Origin of the sequence: Gemmatimonas phototrophica (assembly GCF_000695095.2) — a bacterium.
GTDB classification, from domain to species: Bacteria; Gemmatimonadota; Gemmatimonadetes; order Gemmatimonadales; family Gemmatimonadaceae; genus Gemmatimonas; species Gemmatimonas phototrophica.
Window position 1 is genome coordinate 2952044 of record NZ_CP011454.1, and the last position, 19349, is coordinate 2971392.

13 protein-coding genes are annotated in these 19349 nt (G+C 64.0%); 6 read left to right on the plus strand and 7 right to left on the minus strand.

Annotation, left to right across the window (positions count from 1 at the left end; genetic code table 11):
• The first annotated feature begins 7 nt into the window (after positions 1-7).
• From GEMMAAP_RS12535 to GEMMAAP_RS12550, 4 genes are read left to right on the plus strand one after another with little or no spacing between them, the layout of a single operon-like run.
• On the plus strand, positions 8-436 hold the full coding sequence (locus GEMMAAP_RS12535) for a 6-pyruvoyl trahydropterin synthase family protein (protein WP_026849504.1): 429 nt from the start codon (positions 8-10) through the stop codon (positions 434-436).
• Positions 433-2007 (plus strand): D-alanyl-D-alanine carboxypeptidase/D-alanyl-D-alanine endopeptidase, encoded by a 1575-nt coding sequence (gene dacB / locus GEMMAAP_RS12540; protein ID WP_026849503.1) that lies wholly within the window; start codon positions 433-435, stop codon positions 2005-2007. Before GEMMAAP_RS12535 ends, dacB begins: the two co-directional genes overlap by 4 nt.
• An 11-nt stretch (positions 2008-2018) precedes the next feature.
• Positions 2019-3317 carry a molybdopterin molybdotransferase MoeA gene (locus GEMMAAP_RS12545; protein ID WP_053334065.1) on the plus strand — a complete coding sequence of 433 codons (1299 nt, stop codon included), beginning with the start codon at positions 2019-2021 and terminating at the stop codon, positions 3315-3317.
• On the plus strand, positions 3314-4054 hold the full coding sequence (locus GEMMAAP_RS12550) for a class I SAM-dependent methyltransferase (RefSeq protein ID WP_053334064.1): 741 nt from the start codon (positions 3314-3316) through the stop codon (positions 4052-4054). The genes GEMMAAP_RS12545 and GEMMAAP_RS12550 overlap by 4 nt, the downstream gene beginning before the upstream one ends.
• Before the next feature lie 42 nt (positions 4055-4096).
• Here the strand turns inward: GEMMAAP_RS12550 and GEMMAAP_RS12555 are convergent, their stop codons facing one another.
• Positions 4097-5980 (minus strand): hybrid sensor histidine kinase/response regulator, encoded by a 1884-nt coding sequence (locus GEMMAAP_RS12555; RefSeq protein ID WP_026849502.1) that lies wholly within the window; start codon positions 5978-5980, stop codon positions 4097-4099.
• A gap of 196 nt (positions 5981-6176) precedes the next feature.
• Here GEMMAAP_RS12555 and GEMMAAP_RS12560 point away from each other — a divergent pair, with 196 nt between their 5' ends.
• Positions 6177-6665, plus strand: a complete 489-nt coding sequence (locus tag GEMMAAP_RS12560) for a hypothetical protein (protein ID WP_145979123.1) — start codon at positions 6177-6179, stop codon at positions 6663-6665.
• Between the two features lie 23 nt (positions 6666-6688).
• Positions 6689-9403 (plus strand): glycoside hydrolase family 3 N-terminal domain-containing protein, encoded by a 2715-nt coding sequence (locus GEMMAAP_RS12565; RefSeq protein WP_082821288.1) that lies wholly within the window; start codon positions 6689-6691, stop codon positions 9401-9403.
• Positions 9404-9426: 23 nt separating this feature from the next.
• Here the strand turns inward: GEMMAAP_RS12565 and GEMMAAP_RS12570 are convergent, their stop codons facing one another.
• From GEMMAAP_RS12570 to GEMMAAP_RS12595, 6 genes are all read right to left on the minus strand, one after another.
• Positions 9427-11463 carry a (Fe-S)-binding protein gene (locus GEMMAAP_RS12570; RefSeq protein WP_026849499.1) on the minus strand — a complete coding sequence of 679 codons (2037 nt, stop codon included), beginning with the start codon at positions 11461-11463 and terminating at the stop codon, positions 9427-9429.
• Positions 11464-11575: 112 nt separating this feature from the next.
• Positions 11576-12565 (minus strand): electron transfer flavoprotein subunit alpha/FixB family protein, encoded by a 990-nt coding sequence (locus GEMMAAP_RS12575; RefSeq protein ID WP_026849498.1) that lies wholly within the window; start codon positions 12563-12565, stop codon positions 11576-11578.
• A 2-nt stretch (positions 12566-12567) separates the two neighbouring features.
• Positions 12568-13341 (minus strand): electron transfer flavoprotein subunit beta/FixA family protein, encoded by a 774-nt coding sequence (locus tag GEMMAAP_RS12580; RefSeq protein WP_145979124.1) that lies wholly within the window; start codon positions 13339-13341, stop codon positions 12568-12570.
• 192 nt (positions 13342-13533) lie between these two features.
• A complete protein-coding gene (locus GEMMAAP_RS12585) occupies positions 13534-14772 on the minus strand; it encodes a RagB/SusD family nutrient uptake outer membrane protein (RefSeq protein WP_026849496.1) in 1239 nt (412 codons plus the stop codon).
• A 5-nt stretch (positions 14773-14777) separates the two neighbouring features.
• A complete protein-coding gene (locus GEMMAAP_RS12590) occupies positions 14778-17843 on the minus strand; it encodes a SusC/RagA family TonB-linked outer membrane protein (RefSeq protein ID WP_026849495.1) in 3066 nt (1021 codons plus the stop codon).
• A gap of 216 nt (positions 17844-18059) precedes the next feature.
• The gene (locus GEMMAAP_RS12595; protein ID WP_053334062.1) at positions 18060-19298 is read right to left on the minus strand and encodes an acyl-CoA dehydrogenase family protein; all 1239 of its coding nucleotides are present in this window, start codon (positions 19296-19298) and stop codon (positions 18060-18062) included.
• Positions 19299-19349 lie beyond the last annotated feature (51 nt).

The following is a 19349-nucleotide window of genomic DNA, read 5'->3' on the forward strand; positions in this document are numbered from 1 at the left end:
TTCGGCGATGCCGCGAACATCACTGACGCGCCGCGTGATGTTTGCGGCAGCCCATCGCTACCGCCGTCCTGATTGGAGCGACCAGGAGAACGCCGACATTTTTGGCGCCTGTGCCCACCCACACTATCACGGGCACAGCTATGTCTGCGACGTGACCGTGGCGGGGCCGGTGGACGAGGAGACCGGCTTTGTGGTGGATCTGGGGTTTCTGGACAACGTGCTGCAGCGGGAGGTGCGAGAGCGCTTCGATCATCGCAACATCAGTTTGGATGTGCCGGAATTTGCCGATGGGAAGATGATCCCCACCGGCGAAAATCTCGCGCGCTTCATTTGCGATCGCGTGCAAGCAGCCCTCTCACACACCAGTGCCCGGGTGATCAAGGTGCATCTGGCCGAAGACGCCATGCTCAGCTGCAGCTACGAGGTGGACGCATGACTCTCGAAAAGACTGGCCGCGCGCTGGCAGCATTGTGCCTGCTGGCGGGAACGGCCTGTGCCCGTCAGGGCACGCAGGCCAACATCGGCCCGCATCGCCCGGAGCCGGTGGCGCCCCTCATGATGCCGGTGACGGAGGTGCCAACGCCTTCGGTACGCCAGATCCTGCAACACACGGTCGACTCCGTGGTGGCCGCGCCCATGTGGCGCAATGCGCGGCTGGGCATTCTGCTGGTGGATGCCGCATCCGGGGACACGCTGGTGCAACACGATGCCGATCGCCTGTTCATGCCGGCATCCAATCAGAAATTGCTTACCGGTGCTTTGGCGGTACAGCTGCTGGGGCCGGAGTTCCGTTGGCGCACGCCGGTGCTGCTGCACGGTGTGCAGCGGGGGCGCACGTTCCATGGCAATGTGTACGTGCAGGGGAGCGGCGATCCGAGCATCAGCGACTTTCTGCGCGGTGGTCGCGCCGCGAGTGCCTTTGATGGTGCACTGGCGGCACTGGAGGCGCGGGGCATTCGCCGCATTGCGGGTCACGTCTTGCCCCTCGGTGATGCCATGCCCGGATGGACGACCGGTTACGGCTGGGCGTACGACGACTTCGACGCCGCCTACAGTGCCGCCATCGATGAGCTGATGTTCAACGAGGGGGAACTCTACGTACGCGTGAAGGCCGGAAAGACTGTCGGCGCACGGGTGCAGGTCACCACTGCTCCCACACTCACCTATCCTGCGGTCGTGGTGGAAGCCGTAACGCGCCCGCGTGACCTTCCGCCCGGCGCGCCCAGACCAGCACGTCTCGAGGCGTCGTACGACAGCATTGGCCATACGCTGGTGGTGCGCGGCACGCTGGCCGAAGGGGATAGCGCGTCGCTCACGATTGCCTATCGTCATCCGGCCGATGCCTTTCTGGCGGCGATGCGGGAATCGCTGCAAGCCCGGCGCATCGTGGTGCAGCATCGCCGTCTCAGCGTGCGCGACACGGCTGGCAAGCCGCTGGACACGCTGGCGGTCATCGAGTCCCCGCCGTTTGCCGACGTGCTGACCCGCATGGAAAAGCCATCGCAGAATCAGATGGCGGAGCTGTTTTTTCGCACGGTCGGGCTGGTGCATACCGGCAGCGGCAGTGCCGACAGCGCGCAGGCAATTGGCGCGCGTACCCTGGCCTCGTGGGGTATTGGGGCCGCCGATGCCGCGTATCGCGATGGCAGCGGATTGTCGCGCCACGACTATGTCACGCCGCGTGCCATCGTGAAGGTACTCGACATCATGCGTCGGTCACCGCACTTCGAACTCTTTCGCAATGCGTTGCCCATTGCGGGGGTGGACGGCACCATTCGCAATCGCATGCGGGGCACCCCGGCGCAAGGCAACGCACGGGCCAAGACCGGGACGCTCGACAAGGCGCGCGCCCTCAGTGGGTACGTCACGACAGCCAACGGACGATTGGTGCTGTTCTCCCTGTTGGCCAACAACTTTACCGTACCGACGCGGGAAGTGGAGCGCGTGCAGGATATGCTGGTGAGTCTGCTGGCGGGCAGCACCTTGCCTGGCGGCAACCCGCCGTGATGCCAACCGGGATGGGGCCGGCCACTGGCCTTTCATATCCGGAGGCGCTGGCGGCGGTATTGCACCAAGTGGCCACGCGGGTTCCTGCTTCGGAGCGCGTGCCCTTGCCCCAGGCGCTGGGACGGGCGCTGGCCGACGATGTGTCCAGTCGCCTGGCGTTACCCCCATGGGACAACGCCGGGATGGATGGCTACGCCGTACAACGGGCCGATGTGCTGGGGGCCAGTGCCTCATCTCCGCGGGCATTGCCGGTACTTGGTACCAGCATGGCCGGCGCTGATCCGACCATGTTGCCGTGGGTACAGCAGGGGACCGCGCTGCGGATCATGACGGGCGCGCCGATGCCCCCCGGGGCCGATGCTGTCGTCCGTGTGGAAGACACCGACGGCGGCGACACCCTCGTTCGTGTGCTCCACGACCGCGATACCCTGGGGCGTGGCAACGTGCGGCCGCGGGGGGAAGACATTGCGGCCGGTGCCGTACTCTTTACGCGGGGCACCACGCTGCGCGCGTCGCATCTTGGGGCACTGGCCTCCATTGGGGTGCAGGAGGTCCTGGTGTCCCGGGCTCCACGCGTGACCATCGTGTCGAGTGGCGATGAATTGGTGCTGCTCGATCGCTTTGATGAAGTGCTCAACGGGCATCGCATTGTCAGCTCGAGCAGCTATGCCTTGCCCGCGTTACTGCGCGGCGCGGGAGCCGATGTCACCATGGCGCCGCTGGTTCCTGATACGCTCGAGGCGCTGATCGGCGCACTGGGGCAGGCACTGGATGTCGGCTGTGATCTCCTGATTACGACCGGTGGGGTCTCCGTCGGCGCGCACGATTACACACGGGACGCCCTCGCCGCGCTCGGTGGGACCCAGCGATTCTGGCGCGCACGCATACGTCCCGGTGGCCCCCTGGGAACCGGCGAAGTCCGCGGCGTGCCGTGGGTGGGGCTACCGGGGAATCCGGTCTCCACCATGGTGACGGGGGCCCTGTTTGCCTGGCCGCTCATTCGACAGTTGGGTGGACATCGCGGGGTGCAGCATGCCCGGATCCCCGTCCGCATGTGCGACGATGCCGACACTCCCGCCCCGCTCACCTACTTTCTTCGCGTCGCGCTGCAGGTGGGTGCCGACGGCATGCTTGAAGCGCGGCTCACCGGCGCGCAGGGATCCAACCTGTTACGAACCATGGCCATGGCCGACGCCCTTCTGGAAGTTCCTCCCTCGATTGATCGTGTGGAGGCCGGCCAAACCTTCTCGGCCATACTGCTCCCCGACGCGCCTCCGCTGTTTGGTGCAGCGCCGGGGGCGCGGGCATGAGTGAGCCAACAAGCGAGGCGACGGCGCCCGCCGCGGAGCGCGACCTCGCCGCGTTGCAGGGTGAGGGGCTGGACGGAGCCTTCGCACGCAAGTGGAGCACCACGTTTGAGTCCATCACCGTTGGCGCGCCGGAGCATGCGCGTACCTTCACGCTGCTGAAGCCATCCAACGCCGATCACCTGATCAGTGAAGCCGACTACGTGATGGATGAGCGGTTGCCGTATTGGGCAGACTTGTGGCCCTCCGCGCGAGTACTGGCCGGCGCCCTGCTGGCGCTTCGCGGTGAAGGACGCACGTTGCTGGAGATGGGGTGTGGTCTCGGTCTCGACACCACGGCGGCCATGGCCGCCGGTTTCGACGTCACCGCCACGGACTACTACGAAGACGCGATCCACATGGCACGTGGCAACGCCGCGCGCAACCTTGGCCATGAGCCCCACGTGCGCATGGTGAACTGGCGGCATTGGCCGGCGGACCTGGGCACGTTTGACGTGGTCATTGCTGCCGATGTGCTCTACGAGAAAGAGTACGCGTCGTTGGTGGGCGCGTGTCTGGCGCGTGCCCTCGCCCCCACTGGTGTAGCCATTGTGGCCGATCCTGGGCGCCTCGCCCTTCCCGCCTTCCGTGACCACCTGCCCGAGGTGGGTCTTGAACTGATCCGTACCGACGTGGTCCCCTTCGAAGAGGGAGCGGTGAAGCAAAGCGTGCAACTCCTGCACCTGCAACACGCCCGCTAGCCTGTCGGTACACGTGCTTGGCCTGGCCTGTGGGCGAGCCGCCTACTCGAGCGAGAGGGCCTGACGCAGCACGTTGAGCAAATCCGCCGACGAAAACGGTTTGGCCAGCAGCGGGACGTTGGAGACTTCCGCCACATCGTGCTGTTCGAGCTCGTCGTAGCCCGAGAAGAACACGACGGGGAAATCCGGAATCTCGTCGCGCACGCGACGGGCGAGCTCCACTCCATCAACCACCGGCATGCGCACGTCGGTCAGAACCAGCGAGAGCAAATCACGGTGTTGGGCGAAGAGACCGAGCGCCTCTTCTCCGTTACTGGCCTCAAGTACCTGCCAGCCGTTTCGCTCCAGCAAACGTCGGGTGGTGGTGCGTACCGCCGCTTCGTCATCCACGAGGAGGAGCGCCCGTTTGTGATGGCCATCCATCGGCGGGATGGGCTGCTCCGGTGAAGTCACATCAGGTCGGACCAACGGCAAGGAAACACGCATGGTCGTTCCTCGCCCGGGTTCACTGTCCACCCGAATGGTGCCACCGGCCTGCGTCACTACGCCGTAGACGACAGACAGGCCAAGCCCTGTCCCAGACCCCATGGGTTTGGTGGTGAAGAACGGCTCAAAGATGCGCACGCGCGTCCCTTCATCCATGCCGGTGCCGGTATCCGTCACGCTGAACATGACGAGTTGGCGAAAATGATCCACCCAGACGGTCAGGGTGATCTGTCCACCGGCAGGCATCGAATCGCGGGCATTCAGGACCAGATTGAGAATGACCTGTTCCAACTGACTGCGATCGGCCAGGACACGCGCGTCGAGTGATTCCGCGCTGAGCCGGATGGAGACGGATGCCGGCATTGACGTACGCAGCAACCCCATCAGATCACGCACCAGGGCGGCAAGATCCACCACGGACGCCGTGCGTGGCTGCTGCCGACTGAAGGCGAGCAGCTGCCGCGTCAGTCCGGCCGCCCGTTCCGCCGTTTGCATGGCGACTTCGAGATCGGCTCTGGCTTCGGTGTTGGACGGGAGTTCGTCCATGGCCAGTTGCACCGCATTCCGGATGGCCGCCAGCAAATTATTGAAGTCGTGGGCGACCCCGCCGGCCAACTGCCCGACCGCCTCCATTTTCTGCGCGAGGTCGAGCCGTTCCTGGACAACGGCACGCTCGCGCTCCAGCTCCAGCCGGCGGGTTTGATCGCGCCAAGCCACGACGGACACACGCCGACCGTTGATTTTTGCATGGCGCACGCTGACTTCCACCGGTACCTCGGTGCCATCCGGACGCTGATGCACCCAATCGAAGGTGTGGGCACCCTGTGTCAGCGTGACCGCGCCCAGCGCCCGCGATTTCTGGTCGGACGCCTGACCATCCGGCTGCGTGGCGGGAGAGAACATGGCTGGCCGCTTGCCCAGCAACTGCGCCTTGTCCGTCAATCCCAGCATGCACAGCGCCGCCGGATTGCAGTCAATGACCCCGGTATGGTCGGAGACCAGCAGCCCATCCTGCGCATGCTCGAACACCACGCGGAAACGTTCCTCCGCTTCCTTCCGCTCGGTGATGTCCTGCCCGATGGCCACGATACCCTGCGGTGTCCCATCGAGACCCAACACCCGGGTGACGTTCCAGATCAGCGTGCGACGCCCACCATCCGGAAGGATCGAGTCATCCTCGAAGTTGAGCGTGCGCTTTCCGGCCAGGACTTCCTGAATGTCGGCCTTTACGAACGCGCGATGCTCCGGCGCAATGAAGGTGTCCACATAGTCCAGCCCCAACGCTTCGCTGCGCGGAGTCTGATATAACTGCTCGGCCGCGCGATTCCACGAAAAGATCCGTCCATCCGGCCGGAGTCCGAGGATAACGCTACCGGCCGTATCGACGATGGCGGCCAGCAAGGCCGTATCGTTGGCATCGGAAGTGGAACGCTCAGGCATGGTCTCGGGATGGCCCTTGGGGCAGACAGCAGGAAGGCGTCATCGCCAGATTGTAATAGTAACGACTTGGGCGTTTCAGCGTTTCCACTGCGGCGGTGAACCGACAAAACGTGTGGCGTACGGCCAACACCACGCGGGGGCAGAGACGGCGCTCAGAGGGAGACGCGCTGGCATCATCCTTCCATGTGGGGTGGGCATGCACCCTCTCCGTCCTTCCCCATTTCGCGCCCCACTGGTCGTCGTGATGATCTTTGTGCTGGCGTTGATTGCCCTGTATCCCGGGGCATCCCTGCGGGCCCAGACGGCGCCCGCCAGTCCGGCTGCCAGCGTGAGCGCCCCCCCCACCCCGTCGCCAGTGGATGGTGAGGTGGTGGATTTGGTGCTCAAGGGGAAGCAGCTGGAGGTGGTCTACAAGAACATCGGTCGGGTGGCGACTGAGATTCTTGGCGAACTGCAGGTCCGCGACCCTGAGGGCAACGTGGTAGGGGCGGTGCCGTTCGTGGAAGGACGACGCGTTGCGGCCGGGAAAACCGAGAAGTACCGCGTGAATATGCCCGCGTTGCCTCCCGGCAAATACACGCTGTTTGCCGTGGTGCATTTTGGTGGGGCATCCCTCGCAGCTGCGCAGGCCGACCTGGAAATTCAGCAGGACGTACCGACCCCTTCGATACCCGTGCGCGAGTGACGTTCAGGATGTAGCCTTGGGGGATGACCGCGTCCCCCCTGCCCCGTGTTGGTATCTGGCCCGCGCTGTGCGCGGGCCTTTTGCTTGTGACTCCGTCGCTGCGTGCGCAGCCCGTGCCCACCGCGGCTCCAGCAGCCGATGCGCCGTATCGGGACGCCCGCCGTTCACCAGCCGAACGTACGCAGGATCTCCTTGGGCGTATGTCGTTCGAAGAGAAATTCTGGCAGCTGTTCATGATTCCGGGTGATCGTGACGATCGCTCGCACGACTATCAACACGGCGCCTTCGGGCTGCAGATCAATGTTCCCGCTGGTATGCGCGCCGACGCGCTGCGCAGCGACTCTCTCCCCGCCGCGGTGGTGGCCCGCGCGCATGCGGCGCGCATCAATGCGCTCCAGCGTTATTTCGTGGACTCCACGCGACTGGGCATTCCGCTGCTGCCCTTCGAAGAAACGTTGCACGGGCTGGGACGCGAAGGCGCGACCACTTTTCCGCAGGCCATTGCCCTGGCGGCCACGTGGGATACCACGCTGATGTCCCGCGTGGCGGGCGCGATAGCCACCGAGGCGCGCGCCCGCGGCATTCGCCATTCACTGTCGCCGGTGGTGAATATCGCGAACGATGTGCGCTGGGGACGCGTGGAAGAAACCTATGGCGAAGATGTCCAGCTGGTGGCGGCCATGGGCCGCGCGTATATCCGGGCGTTTGAATCGCGTGGCATTGTCGCCACCCCCAAACATTTCGTGGCGAATGTTGGCGACGGTGGACGGGACAGTTACCCCGTGGAGTTCAGCGAGCGCCTGTTGCGCGAGCGATACTTTCCTCCGTTTCAGTCGGCCATTCAGCAGGCTGGCGCGCGAAGTGTGATGAGTGCGTACAACTCCGTGGACGGACAGCCGGCATCGCAGAACCGCACGCTCCTGACCGATGTGCTGCGGAAGGCGTGGTCCTTTGAGGGGTTCGTCATTTCCGACGCCGCCGCCACCGGTGGTTCTATTGTCTTGCACCATACGGAGGCGAACACGGCATCGGCGGCACGTCACGCGCTGGAGTCGGGGTTGGATGTCATCTTTCAGTCCAGTTACGACCAGCATCGCGGGTGGCTGAACGGGTTTCGCACCGGGGGACTTGCTCCGGCGCTGATTGACAGTGCGGTTGCCCGTGTCTTGCGCGTAAAGTTCGCGCTTGGCCTGTTCGAGCACCCTTACGTGAATGCTGACAGCGCGGGGCTGGTGTCCCGGTCGGCCAGCCATCTGGCGCTCGCGCGTGAGGCCGCCATCAAGTCCATGGTGCTGCTGCGCAACACGAACCGGCAGCTCCCACTGTCGCCGAAGATACGGCGCATTGCGGTCATCGGCAGCGATGCCCTGGAGGCGCGGGTGGGCGGCTATTCGCCCCCGGGCGCCCGGGCGGTGTCCATTGCCGATGGTATCAGTGCCGGGGCACCGCCTGGTGCCGTCGTGCGGGTACATGGTGGGGTTCCGCGCCTGTGGCGTGACTTGGCCATTGTGCCAGCCACGGCGTTCTCGTCAGACAGCAGCGGGCGTCGCGTGGCGGGGCTTTCCGGGCAGTACTGGAACAACATCACCTTGAATGGTGCGCCAACCTTGCAGCGCAGAGACGCCCAGGTGGACTTTCAGTGGACCCTCAGTTCGCCGGGGCGTGGCATTCCATTTGACTGGTATTCGGCGCGGTGGGAGGGAACCGTACGCGTGCCCACCGGAGGGGTCCGCACGCTGGCCGTGGAGGGGAACGACGGCTATCGCCTGTATGTCAACGACACGTTGCGTATCGACCGCTGGTTCAAATCGTCGTTCGGCACGCAGCGGGCAACGGTGCGAATGGCTGCCGGCAGCAGCCACCGGGTACGATTCGAGTACTTCGAGGCCACCGGGAACGCCCGACTGCGGCTGCTGTGGGATGCCGGCGTGCAGGACACGCAGGCCGCACAGATTGCATTGGCGGTGCAAATGGCACGCACGAGCGATGTGGCGGTCATCGTGGCGGGAATCGAAGAAGGCGAGTTTCGCGATCGGGCGCTGCTGGGATTGCCGGGGAAGCAGGAGGCCCTGATTCGCGCGGTGGCCGCGACCGGAACACCGGTGGTCGTGGTCCTGACCGGCGGCAGCGCCATTACCATGCCGTGGATCGACCAGGTGGCGGCGGTGCTCGATGCCTGGTACCCGGGACAGGAAGGAGGGAATGCCGTGGCGGACGTGCTCTTTGGGCGCGCCTCGCCGGCGGGTCGCTTACCCCTCACCTTCCCCATGCATGAGGGCCAGGTGCCGCTGCACTATGCTCACAAACCAACGGGCCGCGGCGACGACTATCTGGATCTCACCGGTCACCCGCTCTTTCCGTTCGGGCATGGCTTGTCGTATACGAGCTTTGCCTATGACAGCCTGCACGTTGAGCTTCGCCCAAAGACGGACAGCATCGCGCTGCGGGTTTCGCTCACGGTGACGAACAGCGGCCCGCGCGCCAGCGACGAAGTGGTGCAGCTGTATTTGCGGGATGTCCTGGCTCGCGTGGCTCGTCCGGTCATGGAGTTGGCCGGCTTCGCGCGCATCACGCTGGGCGCCGGTGCCACACAGCGCGTCACCTTTGACGTGACGCGCTCGCAGCTGCAGTTCCTCGATGAAACGCTGCAGCGCATTGAAGAACCAGGCACCTGGCGCGTCATGGTTGGCGCGTCGAGCCGCGACATCCGCCTGCGACAGGAAGTCGTGGTCCCGTAAGGATCGCGAGCAGGACGCACCGTTCAGGACAGCCGCGCCGCCACCACTTCGGAGATATCGAGTACCGGCACTTCACTCCCGGCGCCGGTAACGCCATCGGTAATCATGGTCATGCAAAACGGACAGGCCACGGCAATCTGATCTGCCCCGGTGGCCAGCAGCTCTTCGCTGCGTTCCACATTCACACGCTTGCCCACGTTCTCTTCCATCCACATGCGACCACCGCCAGCGCCACAGCACAGGCCACGGCTCTTGGTACGGGCCGGCTCCACCAGTTCCACGATGGGGAGTGCCTTCTTGAGCGTGTTGCGCGGCGCGTCGTAGATCTCGTTGTAGCGGCCCAGATAACACGAGTCGTGGTACGCGACCTTGAGCCGCTTTCCATGCTCTGTATCCAGCGGCACGCGCCCGTCGTTCAGCAGACGCTCGATGTACTCGGTGTGGTGGATCACTTCGTAGTGACCGCCCAGATCAGGGAACTCCTTCCCCATCTGGTGGAAACAGTGCGGGCAGAACGTCACGATGGTCTTGAGCTCGTAGCCATTGAGGGTCTCAATGACGCCCTTGGCGAGCATCTGATACAGATATTCGTTTCCCATACGACGCGCCGGATCGCCATGGCAGGTTTCTTCCTGGCCGAGGATGGCGAACTTCACGTTGGCAGCCTGCAGAATGCGGGCGAAGGCCACGGTGATCTTCTTGGCGCGATCGTCGAAGGAGCCCATGCACCCCACCCAGAACAGGATGTCGGGCTTCTCACCAGCCGCCGCCATCTCGGCCATGGTGGGGATGTTCATCCCTTCGGCCCACTGCTCACGATCTGACGCGCTGAAGGCCCAGGGGCTGCCGTTCCGCTCAAGGCTTGTGAGCGCCGGCTGCAGCTCTTCGGGGAAGCGCGACTCCATGAGCATGAGGTCGCGACGCAGCTCGTTAATGATGTCCAGCTGGTCGATGCTGACCGGGCACTCCTGCACACACGCGCGGCATGAGGTGCACGCCCACAACTCCTCTTCGGTAATCCAGTTATCGAGCAACTTCTTGTCGAGAACCGCCTGCTGTTCTTCGGTCGCCGTTCCGCCACCAGCGGCTACGGCATCAAGCACGGTGGCCTTTTCCGTGAGGCGGGCGCGCGTCTTCACCACGATCATGCGCGGCGACAACGCCTTGCCCGTGATGTTGGCCGGGCACGCCGCCGTACAGCGACCACACTCCGTACAGGAGTAGCCGTCCAGCAGATTCTTCCAGGTCAGATGCTCCACGTCGCTGGCGCCAAACTGCTCGGCGTCTTCGGCCTCGAGATCCATGGGGCGCATGGCGCCCACGCGACCCGGGCCACTCGTGTTGGAGAACCACACGTTGATGAGCGACGACAGCACATGCAGGTGCTTCGACTTGGGCAGGTGGTTGAGGAACCACAGAATACCCAGAGCATGAATCCACCACGACACGCGCGCCATGACGTGCGCGGTTTCCGCAGACATGCCACTGAAGAGTGGCAACAGCATGGACGTGATGACCCGGCCGCCCATGTCGGCACCGGGCTGCTTGGCGTCGCCTACGAACAGCAACAGCAGCGTGAGCATCAGACCGGCAATCACGCTCAGAATGAGTACAGCTTCGCCGCTGTGCACCGCGTCCACGGTAAAACGCGCTGGGCGGATGACCAGCCGGCGGTACAGCAGATATCCCACCGGCATGAGGACAAAGACCGCGAAGATCTCTTGCGAGAACACGTAGGGGACGTACAACAGCCGCGGCAGGATGACATCCCACGTGAACGGCGTGTACAGCCCCTGAATCATGATCTCGACCGTCCCGAGGCCAAGGACACAGAACCCCCAGAACACGAGGGCGTGCATCATGCCGCCGAGCGGGTCGCGCAGAATTTTCGTTTGCGCGAGCCCGATAAGCAGGAAGTTTTTGGTTCGGACGTCAGGGTGATCGGTCCGGACTTCGTCCTTGGCAAGCTTGAGCCAACGGACGAGCCGCTGCGCCTGCACCGCGAAGGCCGAGAGGCCGCCGGCGAAAATCAGCAGGAAAACGAGGTTCGACAGAGTCATGGCGCGAAGCTAGGCCGTGGACTGGAGAGCGACAAGCGGAATCATCGATAATATGACGGCGGGCCCCGTCGTGAGGAACGACGGGGCCCGCTGACTGCATGCGACACGCGGATCAGCCCTGCGCCTTGGCCGCCTTCACTGCCGCCGTCAGCGCCGGCATGATCTCGAACACGTCACCGACGATGCCGTAGTCGGCCACCTTGAAGATGGGCGCGTCCTTATCCTTGTTGATCGCGACGATGGTCTTGGACGTCCGCATACCGGCAAGGTGCTGAATGGCGCCGGAGATCCCGACGGCGATATAGAGATTGGGGCTCACGTTCCGACCAGTCTGACCAATCTGATCGGAGTGGGGGCGCCACCCTTCGTCGGTCACGGCGCGTGTCGCGCCAACCGCCGCGTTGCCAAAGGCATCGGCCAGATCGTCACACAGCTTGAAATTTTCGGCCGCCTTGAGCCCGCGACCACCGGCCACGATAACCGGCGCGTCGTTGAGATCGAGCTTGCCGGTGTTCCCCTGCTTGAGCTCCACCACCTTCACACGTGATGCCGACGGATCGGCCGCCGAAGTGATGGCCTCGGTCACCAGCGGGCGCGCATTGGCCGCTGGCTGGAAGGCCGCCGGTCGCACCGACAACACGGCTGGCGATCCCGACAGCGACAACGTCGCAATCGTCTTGCCATTCATGTTGAAATGCTGCCCGGACACCGTACCGCCGTCTACGGAAAACCCGGTGAGGTCGGGCGCCAACCCACTGCCCAACTTGGCCGCGACGCGAGGCGACAAGTCGCGCCCCTGCGCCGTGGCGCTGAAGACCGCGAAACCATAAGTGCCACTGCCCAGACGCTGCGCAACCGTTGCCGCCAGCGCTTCCGGATTGTACTGCGCAAAACCGGCATGCTCGAGCACGAGCACGCTATCGGCGCCGTACTCCGCGAGCGAGGCCGCCTTGACCGCAATACCGGCGTCACCGGCGAGGACGGCGTGCACACTGCCGCCGCCGGAGAGATCGGCCAACTGCCGGGCGGCGGTCACGGCTTCCAGGGCAACCTTACGCAGATCGCCCGCGCGCACTTCAGCAAATACAAGAACGTTGGCCATGATCAGAGCACCTTCGCTTCAGTCTGGAGGAGGCGGACCAGTTCCGGCACCGCGTCGGCATTGTCGCCGAGAATGCGGCCGGCCGCCCGCTCGGGGGGCAGGACCATCTTGGTGACCGCCACCTTGAGCTCACCCAGTTGGGCGGGTTTCACATCGAGGGGCTTCTTCTTGGCCGCCATGATCCCCTTGAGCGACGGGAGGCGTTCCTTGTTGAGACCGTCGTCAATCGTCAGCACGGCCGGCAGCGGGAACTCCATCACTTCGCTCGCGCCTTCGAGAGCCCGCTCGGCACGCCCCGTGCCTCCGGCAATCTCCAGCTTGAAGACGTTGGTGACACACGGCAGATCGAGCAGCTCGGCCACCATGGGGCCGGTCATCTGATTCATGGAGTCGATCGCAATGCGGCCGAACAACACGAGATCATAGCCACCGTCCTTGAGCTCAGCCGCCAAGGCCCGGGCAATGGCGAGGCCGTCGGCCGGCACCGTGGGCGCCTGCAGCAGCACACCGCGATCAGCGCCCATGGCGAGCGCCTTGCGGATCTGCTCCTGCGCCGTGTCGGGCCCGAGGCAAATGGCCACCACTTCGCCGGCGTTGCCGTTCTTTTCCTTGAGTTGCAGGCCGGCTTCAATGGCCCACAGATCAAAGTCGTTGACGTCGTACTTCAGCCCCGCCTCGTCCACGCGCGTGCCATCGGCCGCGATCGCGAACTTGGTTTCCATGACGGGGACACGCTTGATGCACACGGCGATCTTCACCGCTGCCGCTCCGTTCAAGTGTCAGGTAGGAATGGGAGGATACGAGGGGGAAGCTAGGGACCGGTCCCGCAGGGGGCAATGCGCACAGCCCCTCCAGACAACAAAAAACGCGACGGTAACGTCGCGTTTTCTGAAACGGGTGGGACCGATGGCGTGGGACGCGGGGTGGGCCGGGGCAAATCGCCTCGGCACCACCCCGCCCCGCTTTGCTCAGCGCCCGAAATTGGGATTGGCGAGCGTCTCCACGTCGGGCAACGGCCAGCACCGCTGGGTGCCATAGACGCCCCCCTTGGGATAGGCGCCTCCTGCGGCCGGCACCTGCGGCAGGTTGAACCGCTTCACGTCGAACCAGCGGTTCCCCTGCAGGAACAACTCCCGACGACGCTCCTCGGCCACGGCCCCATCAAAGCTGGCCGTTTCCTGCGTGGTGAGGGGGGGCAGACCAACACCCGTGCGAGCCCGCAGCGTGTTCAGAATGCCGATGCCCTCCGCTCCGCCGCGGGCTTCGGCCAGAATGAGCTGTGCCTCCAGTCCCGACGCGATCGGGTACGTGGCGGTGAGACTCGCGTACTTGTTCTGGCCCCAGAGCGTGTTCACCTGATCGGCAGCGGTCCGGTTGAGATTCGTGACCGACACCCGCGGATCGTTGAGGGTGCGATATGCCGGGGCTACGGAGGTGTTGTTCGACTGGTTTACCTGTTGGAAGATGCGATTGTTGCGGCGTCCAATGGTGGCATCGGCCGTGGCGTTGTACACAAAGCCCACCGGCACCCGCGCGGCATCCTCCGCGGCTCCGGGTTTTGCGCCCTTGTTGATGCGGGCCCGTGCGCGACCGACATACGCCAGGTTGAGAATGCTCGCATCGTTGGCGGCCGTTGCCGCGGTGATGGCTCGGCTGAACCGTACTTCTGCCGAGTCAAACAACTGCGCGGGGGTGAGGGACACACCGAGATTGATGACGCCCTCGCAAAAGCCCTCCCCCAGCAGGAGCAGGCTGTAGCCAGCCATCGCGGAGTTTAGCGCAATGAGCCGCTGACGATTGGGCACATCGGTGTCGCTCCACCCTTCGAGCTTGGCGACCGCCTGATCGTTCGTGTAGCGCGCGGTGCTGATGGGCGTGTAGACGCCGATACCTTCGCACCCGGAGGTGCTGTACAGCGCGTCCACGGCTTCCACATTGCGCCGGTCGTAGTTCCAGCGGGCGGCGGTTTGCGTGCCATCCACGAGTTCTCCGGCACCTAGCGCGCTGGCGACGATGTACCCACCAAGAGCGCACTCGTAGTCGGACACGGCACTCGCAGAGATCAGGGCGGCATTGCCCGGTACCAGGAACGAGCTCTCCGCCAATCGACTGGGCGTCTGTACCGTAAGCAGGCGATCAAAGTTGCTGCAGGCAGCGGTCAGGCCGAGCGCCGCGACCGCCGTCAGGACCTTCATCGTGTTTCGCATGATGGTCAGAAGTTGAAGTTGACGGTGGTGACAAACTGGCGAAGCTGCGGAAGTACACTCTGCTCCCACTGACCGAAGGCACCGCCACGGGTGCCGCCATTAAAGGACGCTTCCGGCTCAATGCCCGGGAAATTGGTCCAGAGGCCGAGATTGCGGCCCGCCACCGTTATTGACGCGCGACTGGCGCCGAGACGGCGTGCGAACGACTGCGGCAGCGTGTAGGTGGCAGCCAACTCCCGGAAGCGGGCAAAGCTTGCATCCGAAATGAGGTGGTGCGTGTAGGCGGTACCGGCCTGCACCGCGCCGAGCAACGCCTTGTCTTCGACTTCGTCGGGATAGTAGAGCTCACGGCAAAGCACGAAGGCGCCGCAGCGCACGCGGTAGTTGCCGTCGAGCTTCTTGTAGCCACCGCGCCAGTCCACAAACGCGTTCACGCGGATGTTCTTGAAGAGCGTGAGGCCGGCCGAGAATGAGCCTTCCTGCGTTGGCACGGAGTTGCCGAGAAACACCCGGGGAGCCGTGGCACAGGCCACGGTACCGCCCGCTCCGTTATCGCAGAGCAGATTCGTGGCGCGTTTGGTCGTGGGGTTGTACTCCGCGCTCACCACACGGCGATCCCACCAGGCACCCGGCGCGTAGCCGACTTTATGGGCCACGTTGCTGCTGAGGGACACAAAGTCCGTGGTCCCGCCCAACGACGCAATGTTGTAGTTGTTTACGGAACCACTCAGCGTCAGGTCCAGCGAAACATTGTCGCGGCGAAGCGGCGTACCACGTACAATCCACTCCAGGCCGTCGCGATCCACCTGACCGGCGTTGAAGAGCTGCAGGCCGGGGAATCCATTGGATGGCGGCGCCTGGCGCGAAAGAATGGCGTCCTTCGTGCTTCCCTTGAAGTACGTCACTTCCATACCGACCCGATCGTTCCACATGCCGGCATCAAAGCCGACTTCGAGTTCGGTACTGCGTTCCGGTCCAAGGTCGGGGTTACCGGCCGACGACGGAGTAAGGAAGCCACCTGACGCCGAGTATGTGCGGATGGCATCAAAGGCCCCCGGCTGCAACCCGCTGGCGCCGTACGCCGAGCGCACTCGCAGCTGGTTCACAAAGGCGGGGATGGGAAGCGACGGTTCCTCGCTCAGTACCCAGGAGGCGCTGAGCTTGGGGTACGTGACAGCGTCAAAGTTGGTCCCGAACGCGGAGTTGTCGTCGGTACGGATGGCCGCCGTCAGGAACAGACGATCGTTCCACACGAACTGCTGCTGAATAAACGCGCCCACCGTGTTGTTCTGTACCAGTTCGTCGCTGCCCACGTTGCGGATGCTGGCCGACGAAATGGACGTGAGCCCAACGGCCGGGAACGTGGATCCGCTGATGGAGCGGAACCGCGTTTGACGCAGGTAGATCTGGCCACCAACCGACGTCACACTCTTGACGGCGCCGGACAGCTGAAAGTCCGCGTTTGCGACGTAGTCGTACGACGTGAGCGTCACATCGCGCGTGGAGGCCGAAATTGATCCGGCGGTAGGCAGGCCACTTCCGGCAAACGAGGCGTAGGTTGCGCCGATGATATCGTTTCGCGGTGTGCGATCTTCATTGTTTTCCGCGAGGCGATCGAGGCCGACAATGAGTCGGTGATTGAGCCACGACGTTGGGCGATTGGTGAACTGGAAGCTGCCGGTGAAGCGGTCGGCGTCCTGGAAGACGTCGTACGCCTCATAGTAGGCGTTGGGCGGTCCCGACCGGAATCCCAGCTGGGGATTGTTGGGATTGCGCGAGGGGACCCTGACGCCGCCGTACAGAAAGGAGGGCGAAGAAAAGACGGTCCCCCAGACGGCTCCACCACCACCGGATTCGAACGGCAGATAGGTACGACCGGTGGTATATCCCAGGCTGGACTGGAGGTCGATCTTCGGGGAGGGATTTGCCTGCAGATTCACGCGCAGATTGGTGCGACGCAGGCGGTTCACGCGTTCGGCGCCCTGATTCTCCTCATAGCCGCCACCCACGTAGTAGCGCACCGCGCTGCTGCCGCCAGACACGGACATCTGAATGTCCTGCAGCGTACCGCTCGTGAAAATATCGTTGCCGAATTTCCGCTGAAGCGAGTCGTTGAGCTGTCGCGTGGAAATGCTCACGGTATCCAGGGCCGTCGTGCTTCCGGCGCTCGGCACCGTCCCGTAGTTGTCGTCAAAGCGCGTCAGCCAATCGGGCACCCAACTTGAACCACCTCGCGCCGTCACATTCCAGACGGGCCGACCGGCCGCGCCCTTCTTGGTAATGATTTGAATGACGCCGTTGGATGCTTCGGTGCCGTACAGCGTTGCGGCCGCGGGCCCCTTGATCACCTCAAGGCTCTCGATGTCATCAGGGTTGAAGTCATTCCACCGCGAAATCGAGGCGGAACCGAATCCCTGATTGGAGGGCCCAGAGGCCTGCGTGTTGTCCACGCGCACGCCATCCACGTAGATAAGCGGATCGTTGGAGAGCGACAGCGAGGAGGCGCCACGCACGCGAATGCGCGAACCGGTACCCACCTGGCCGGAGCTGGCGACGATGCTCACCCCAGAGGCGCGACCGTTCAGCAGTTCCTGAAAGGAATTCACGGGCTGCGTCGCCACCACTTCGGCCGCGTTCACGGTGGTGACCGCGTTGCCGATGGCGCGCTTCTCCGCCACACCAGCGGTACCGGTCACGACAACTGACGTGAGCTCCATGGCCCGCTCGGACAACGCGATTCGCACGTTGGCGTCGCCGATCGTGGCCCCCGCCGTGCGCGGCTGGAAGCCGATGCGGCGAACCGTGACTTGAACCTGACCACTCCCCGTGAGGCCAGCCAGCCGGAAGCGGCCCGCGTTGTCGGTAGTCGTGCCAATGTTTCGGCCCTCCACCATGATCTGGGCATCGCCGATCGGCGACCCATTCTTTTCATTCACGACGGTACCGGCAATGGTGCCCGTACTTTGCGCCACGGCCGTGGCGGCCGGAGCCAGCGTCGCGGCCGCAAGCCCGAGCATCACACCAATGGTGCGTGCCCTGCTTGCCGCCCAGCGAACGGCGGAGTGCAGCATGTGCAGCTTCTCCTGAGGGATGGGGAAGGAAACCACGTTTCGGTTACGATGTGCCGAACCTATCTGCCCGAACATTTCAGGCAACAGGGACGTCACAGTCTTGTCATGAACAAGACGTTATCCCCACAACGCATGAGGCCCGGTTCTCGATGAGAACCGGGCCTCGCCACGCGGCGAACCTCTTACTATTGAGATGTTCGACCCACCGAGGGGCGATCACTTGAAGGCGTTAAGCCCCGTAATGGCCTGGCCAAGAATGAGCGAATGCACGTCGTGCGTCCCTTCGTAGGTATATACGCTTTCCAGATTGGCCATGTGCCGCATGGCCGCGTATTCCGCCAGGATGCCGTTGCCCCCCAGCAGACGCCGCGTCTCGCGCGCAATGTTGGTGGCGATATCCACGTTGTTGCGCTTTGCGAGGGAGACCTGCGTGGGGGTGAAGTTGCCAGCGTCCTTGAGCCGCCCCAGATGCAGTGAGACCAGCTGGCCTTTCACAATTTCCGTAAGCATGTCGGCCAGACGCACTTGCTGAATCTGGAAACCGCCAATGGGACGGTCGAACATCACCCGGCTCTTGCTGTAGCTGGTGGCCTCTTCAAAACAGGCCATTGCCGCGCCAAGCACCCCCCACGAAATGCCGTAACGCGCCTGCGTCAGGCACATGAGCGGGCTCTTGAGCCCCTTGGAGTTGGGCAGGATGGCGTCGGCGGGAACGTGCACATCCACCAGCACGAGCTCCGATGTGTCGCTCGCCCGCAGTGACAACTTCCCCTTCTGATCACGAGCCTGAAAGCCCGGCGTATCCGTGGGGACCACGAAGCCGCGAATGCTGCTGTCTTCGGTGCTGTCACCCGTCTTGGCCCAGATGATGGCCACGTCGGCCTTGGAGCCGTTGGTGATCCACATCTTGGCGCCGTTGATGATCCAGCTGCCATCGGCCTGCTCGCGCGCGCGCGTGATCATCCCCGACGGATTGGAGCCGAAGTCGGGCTCCGTGAGTCCGAAGCAGCCAATCAACTCCGCCTTGGCCAGCTTGGGGAGCAGCGCCCGCTTCTGCGCCTCGCTACCAAAGGCAAAGATGGGATACATGACCAGGGCCCCCTGCACCGACGCAAACGAGCGGATACCGGAATCGCCACGCTCGAGTTCCTGCATGATGAGCCCGTACGCAACACTCGACAGTCCGGCGCAGCCGTACTCTTCGGGGAGGTTGGCCCCGAGCACGCCCAGTTCCGCCAACTCCGGAATGAGTTCATCCGGAAAGCGCCCCTGCACATAGCAGTCGCCAATGATGGGCAGGATCTTGTCATCCACGAACCGACGAATCGTATCGCGAATGGCGCGCTCCTCTTCGGTGAGCGCCGCATCGATGTTGAACAGATCGCCCGGATGGGCCGTGAGCTCTACGGAAGGGAGCGCGGGAATCGCGCTCGCCGTCAGGGTATCGAGTGCCATTGACACAGCGGCAAGAGGGAAGGACGGGGGACCCACGGAATGTAGCAGGCT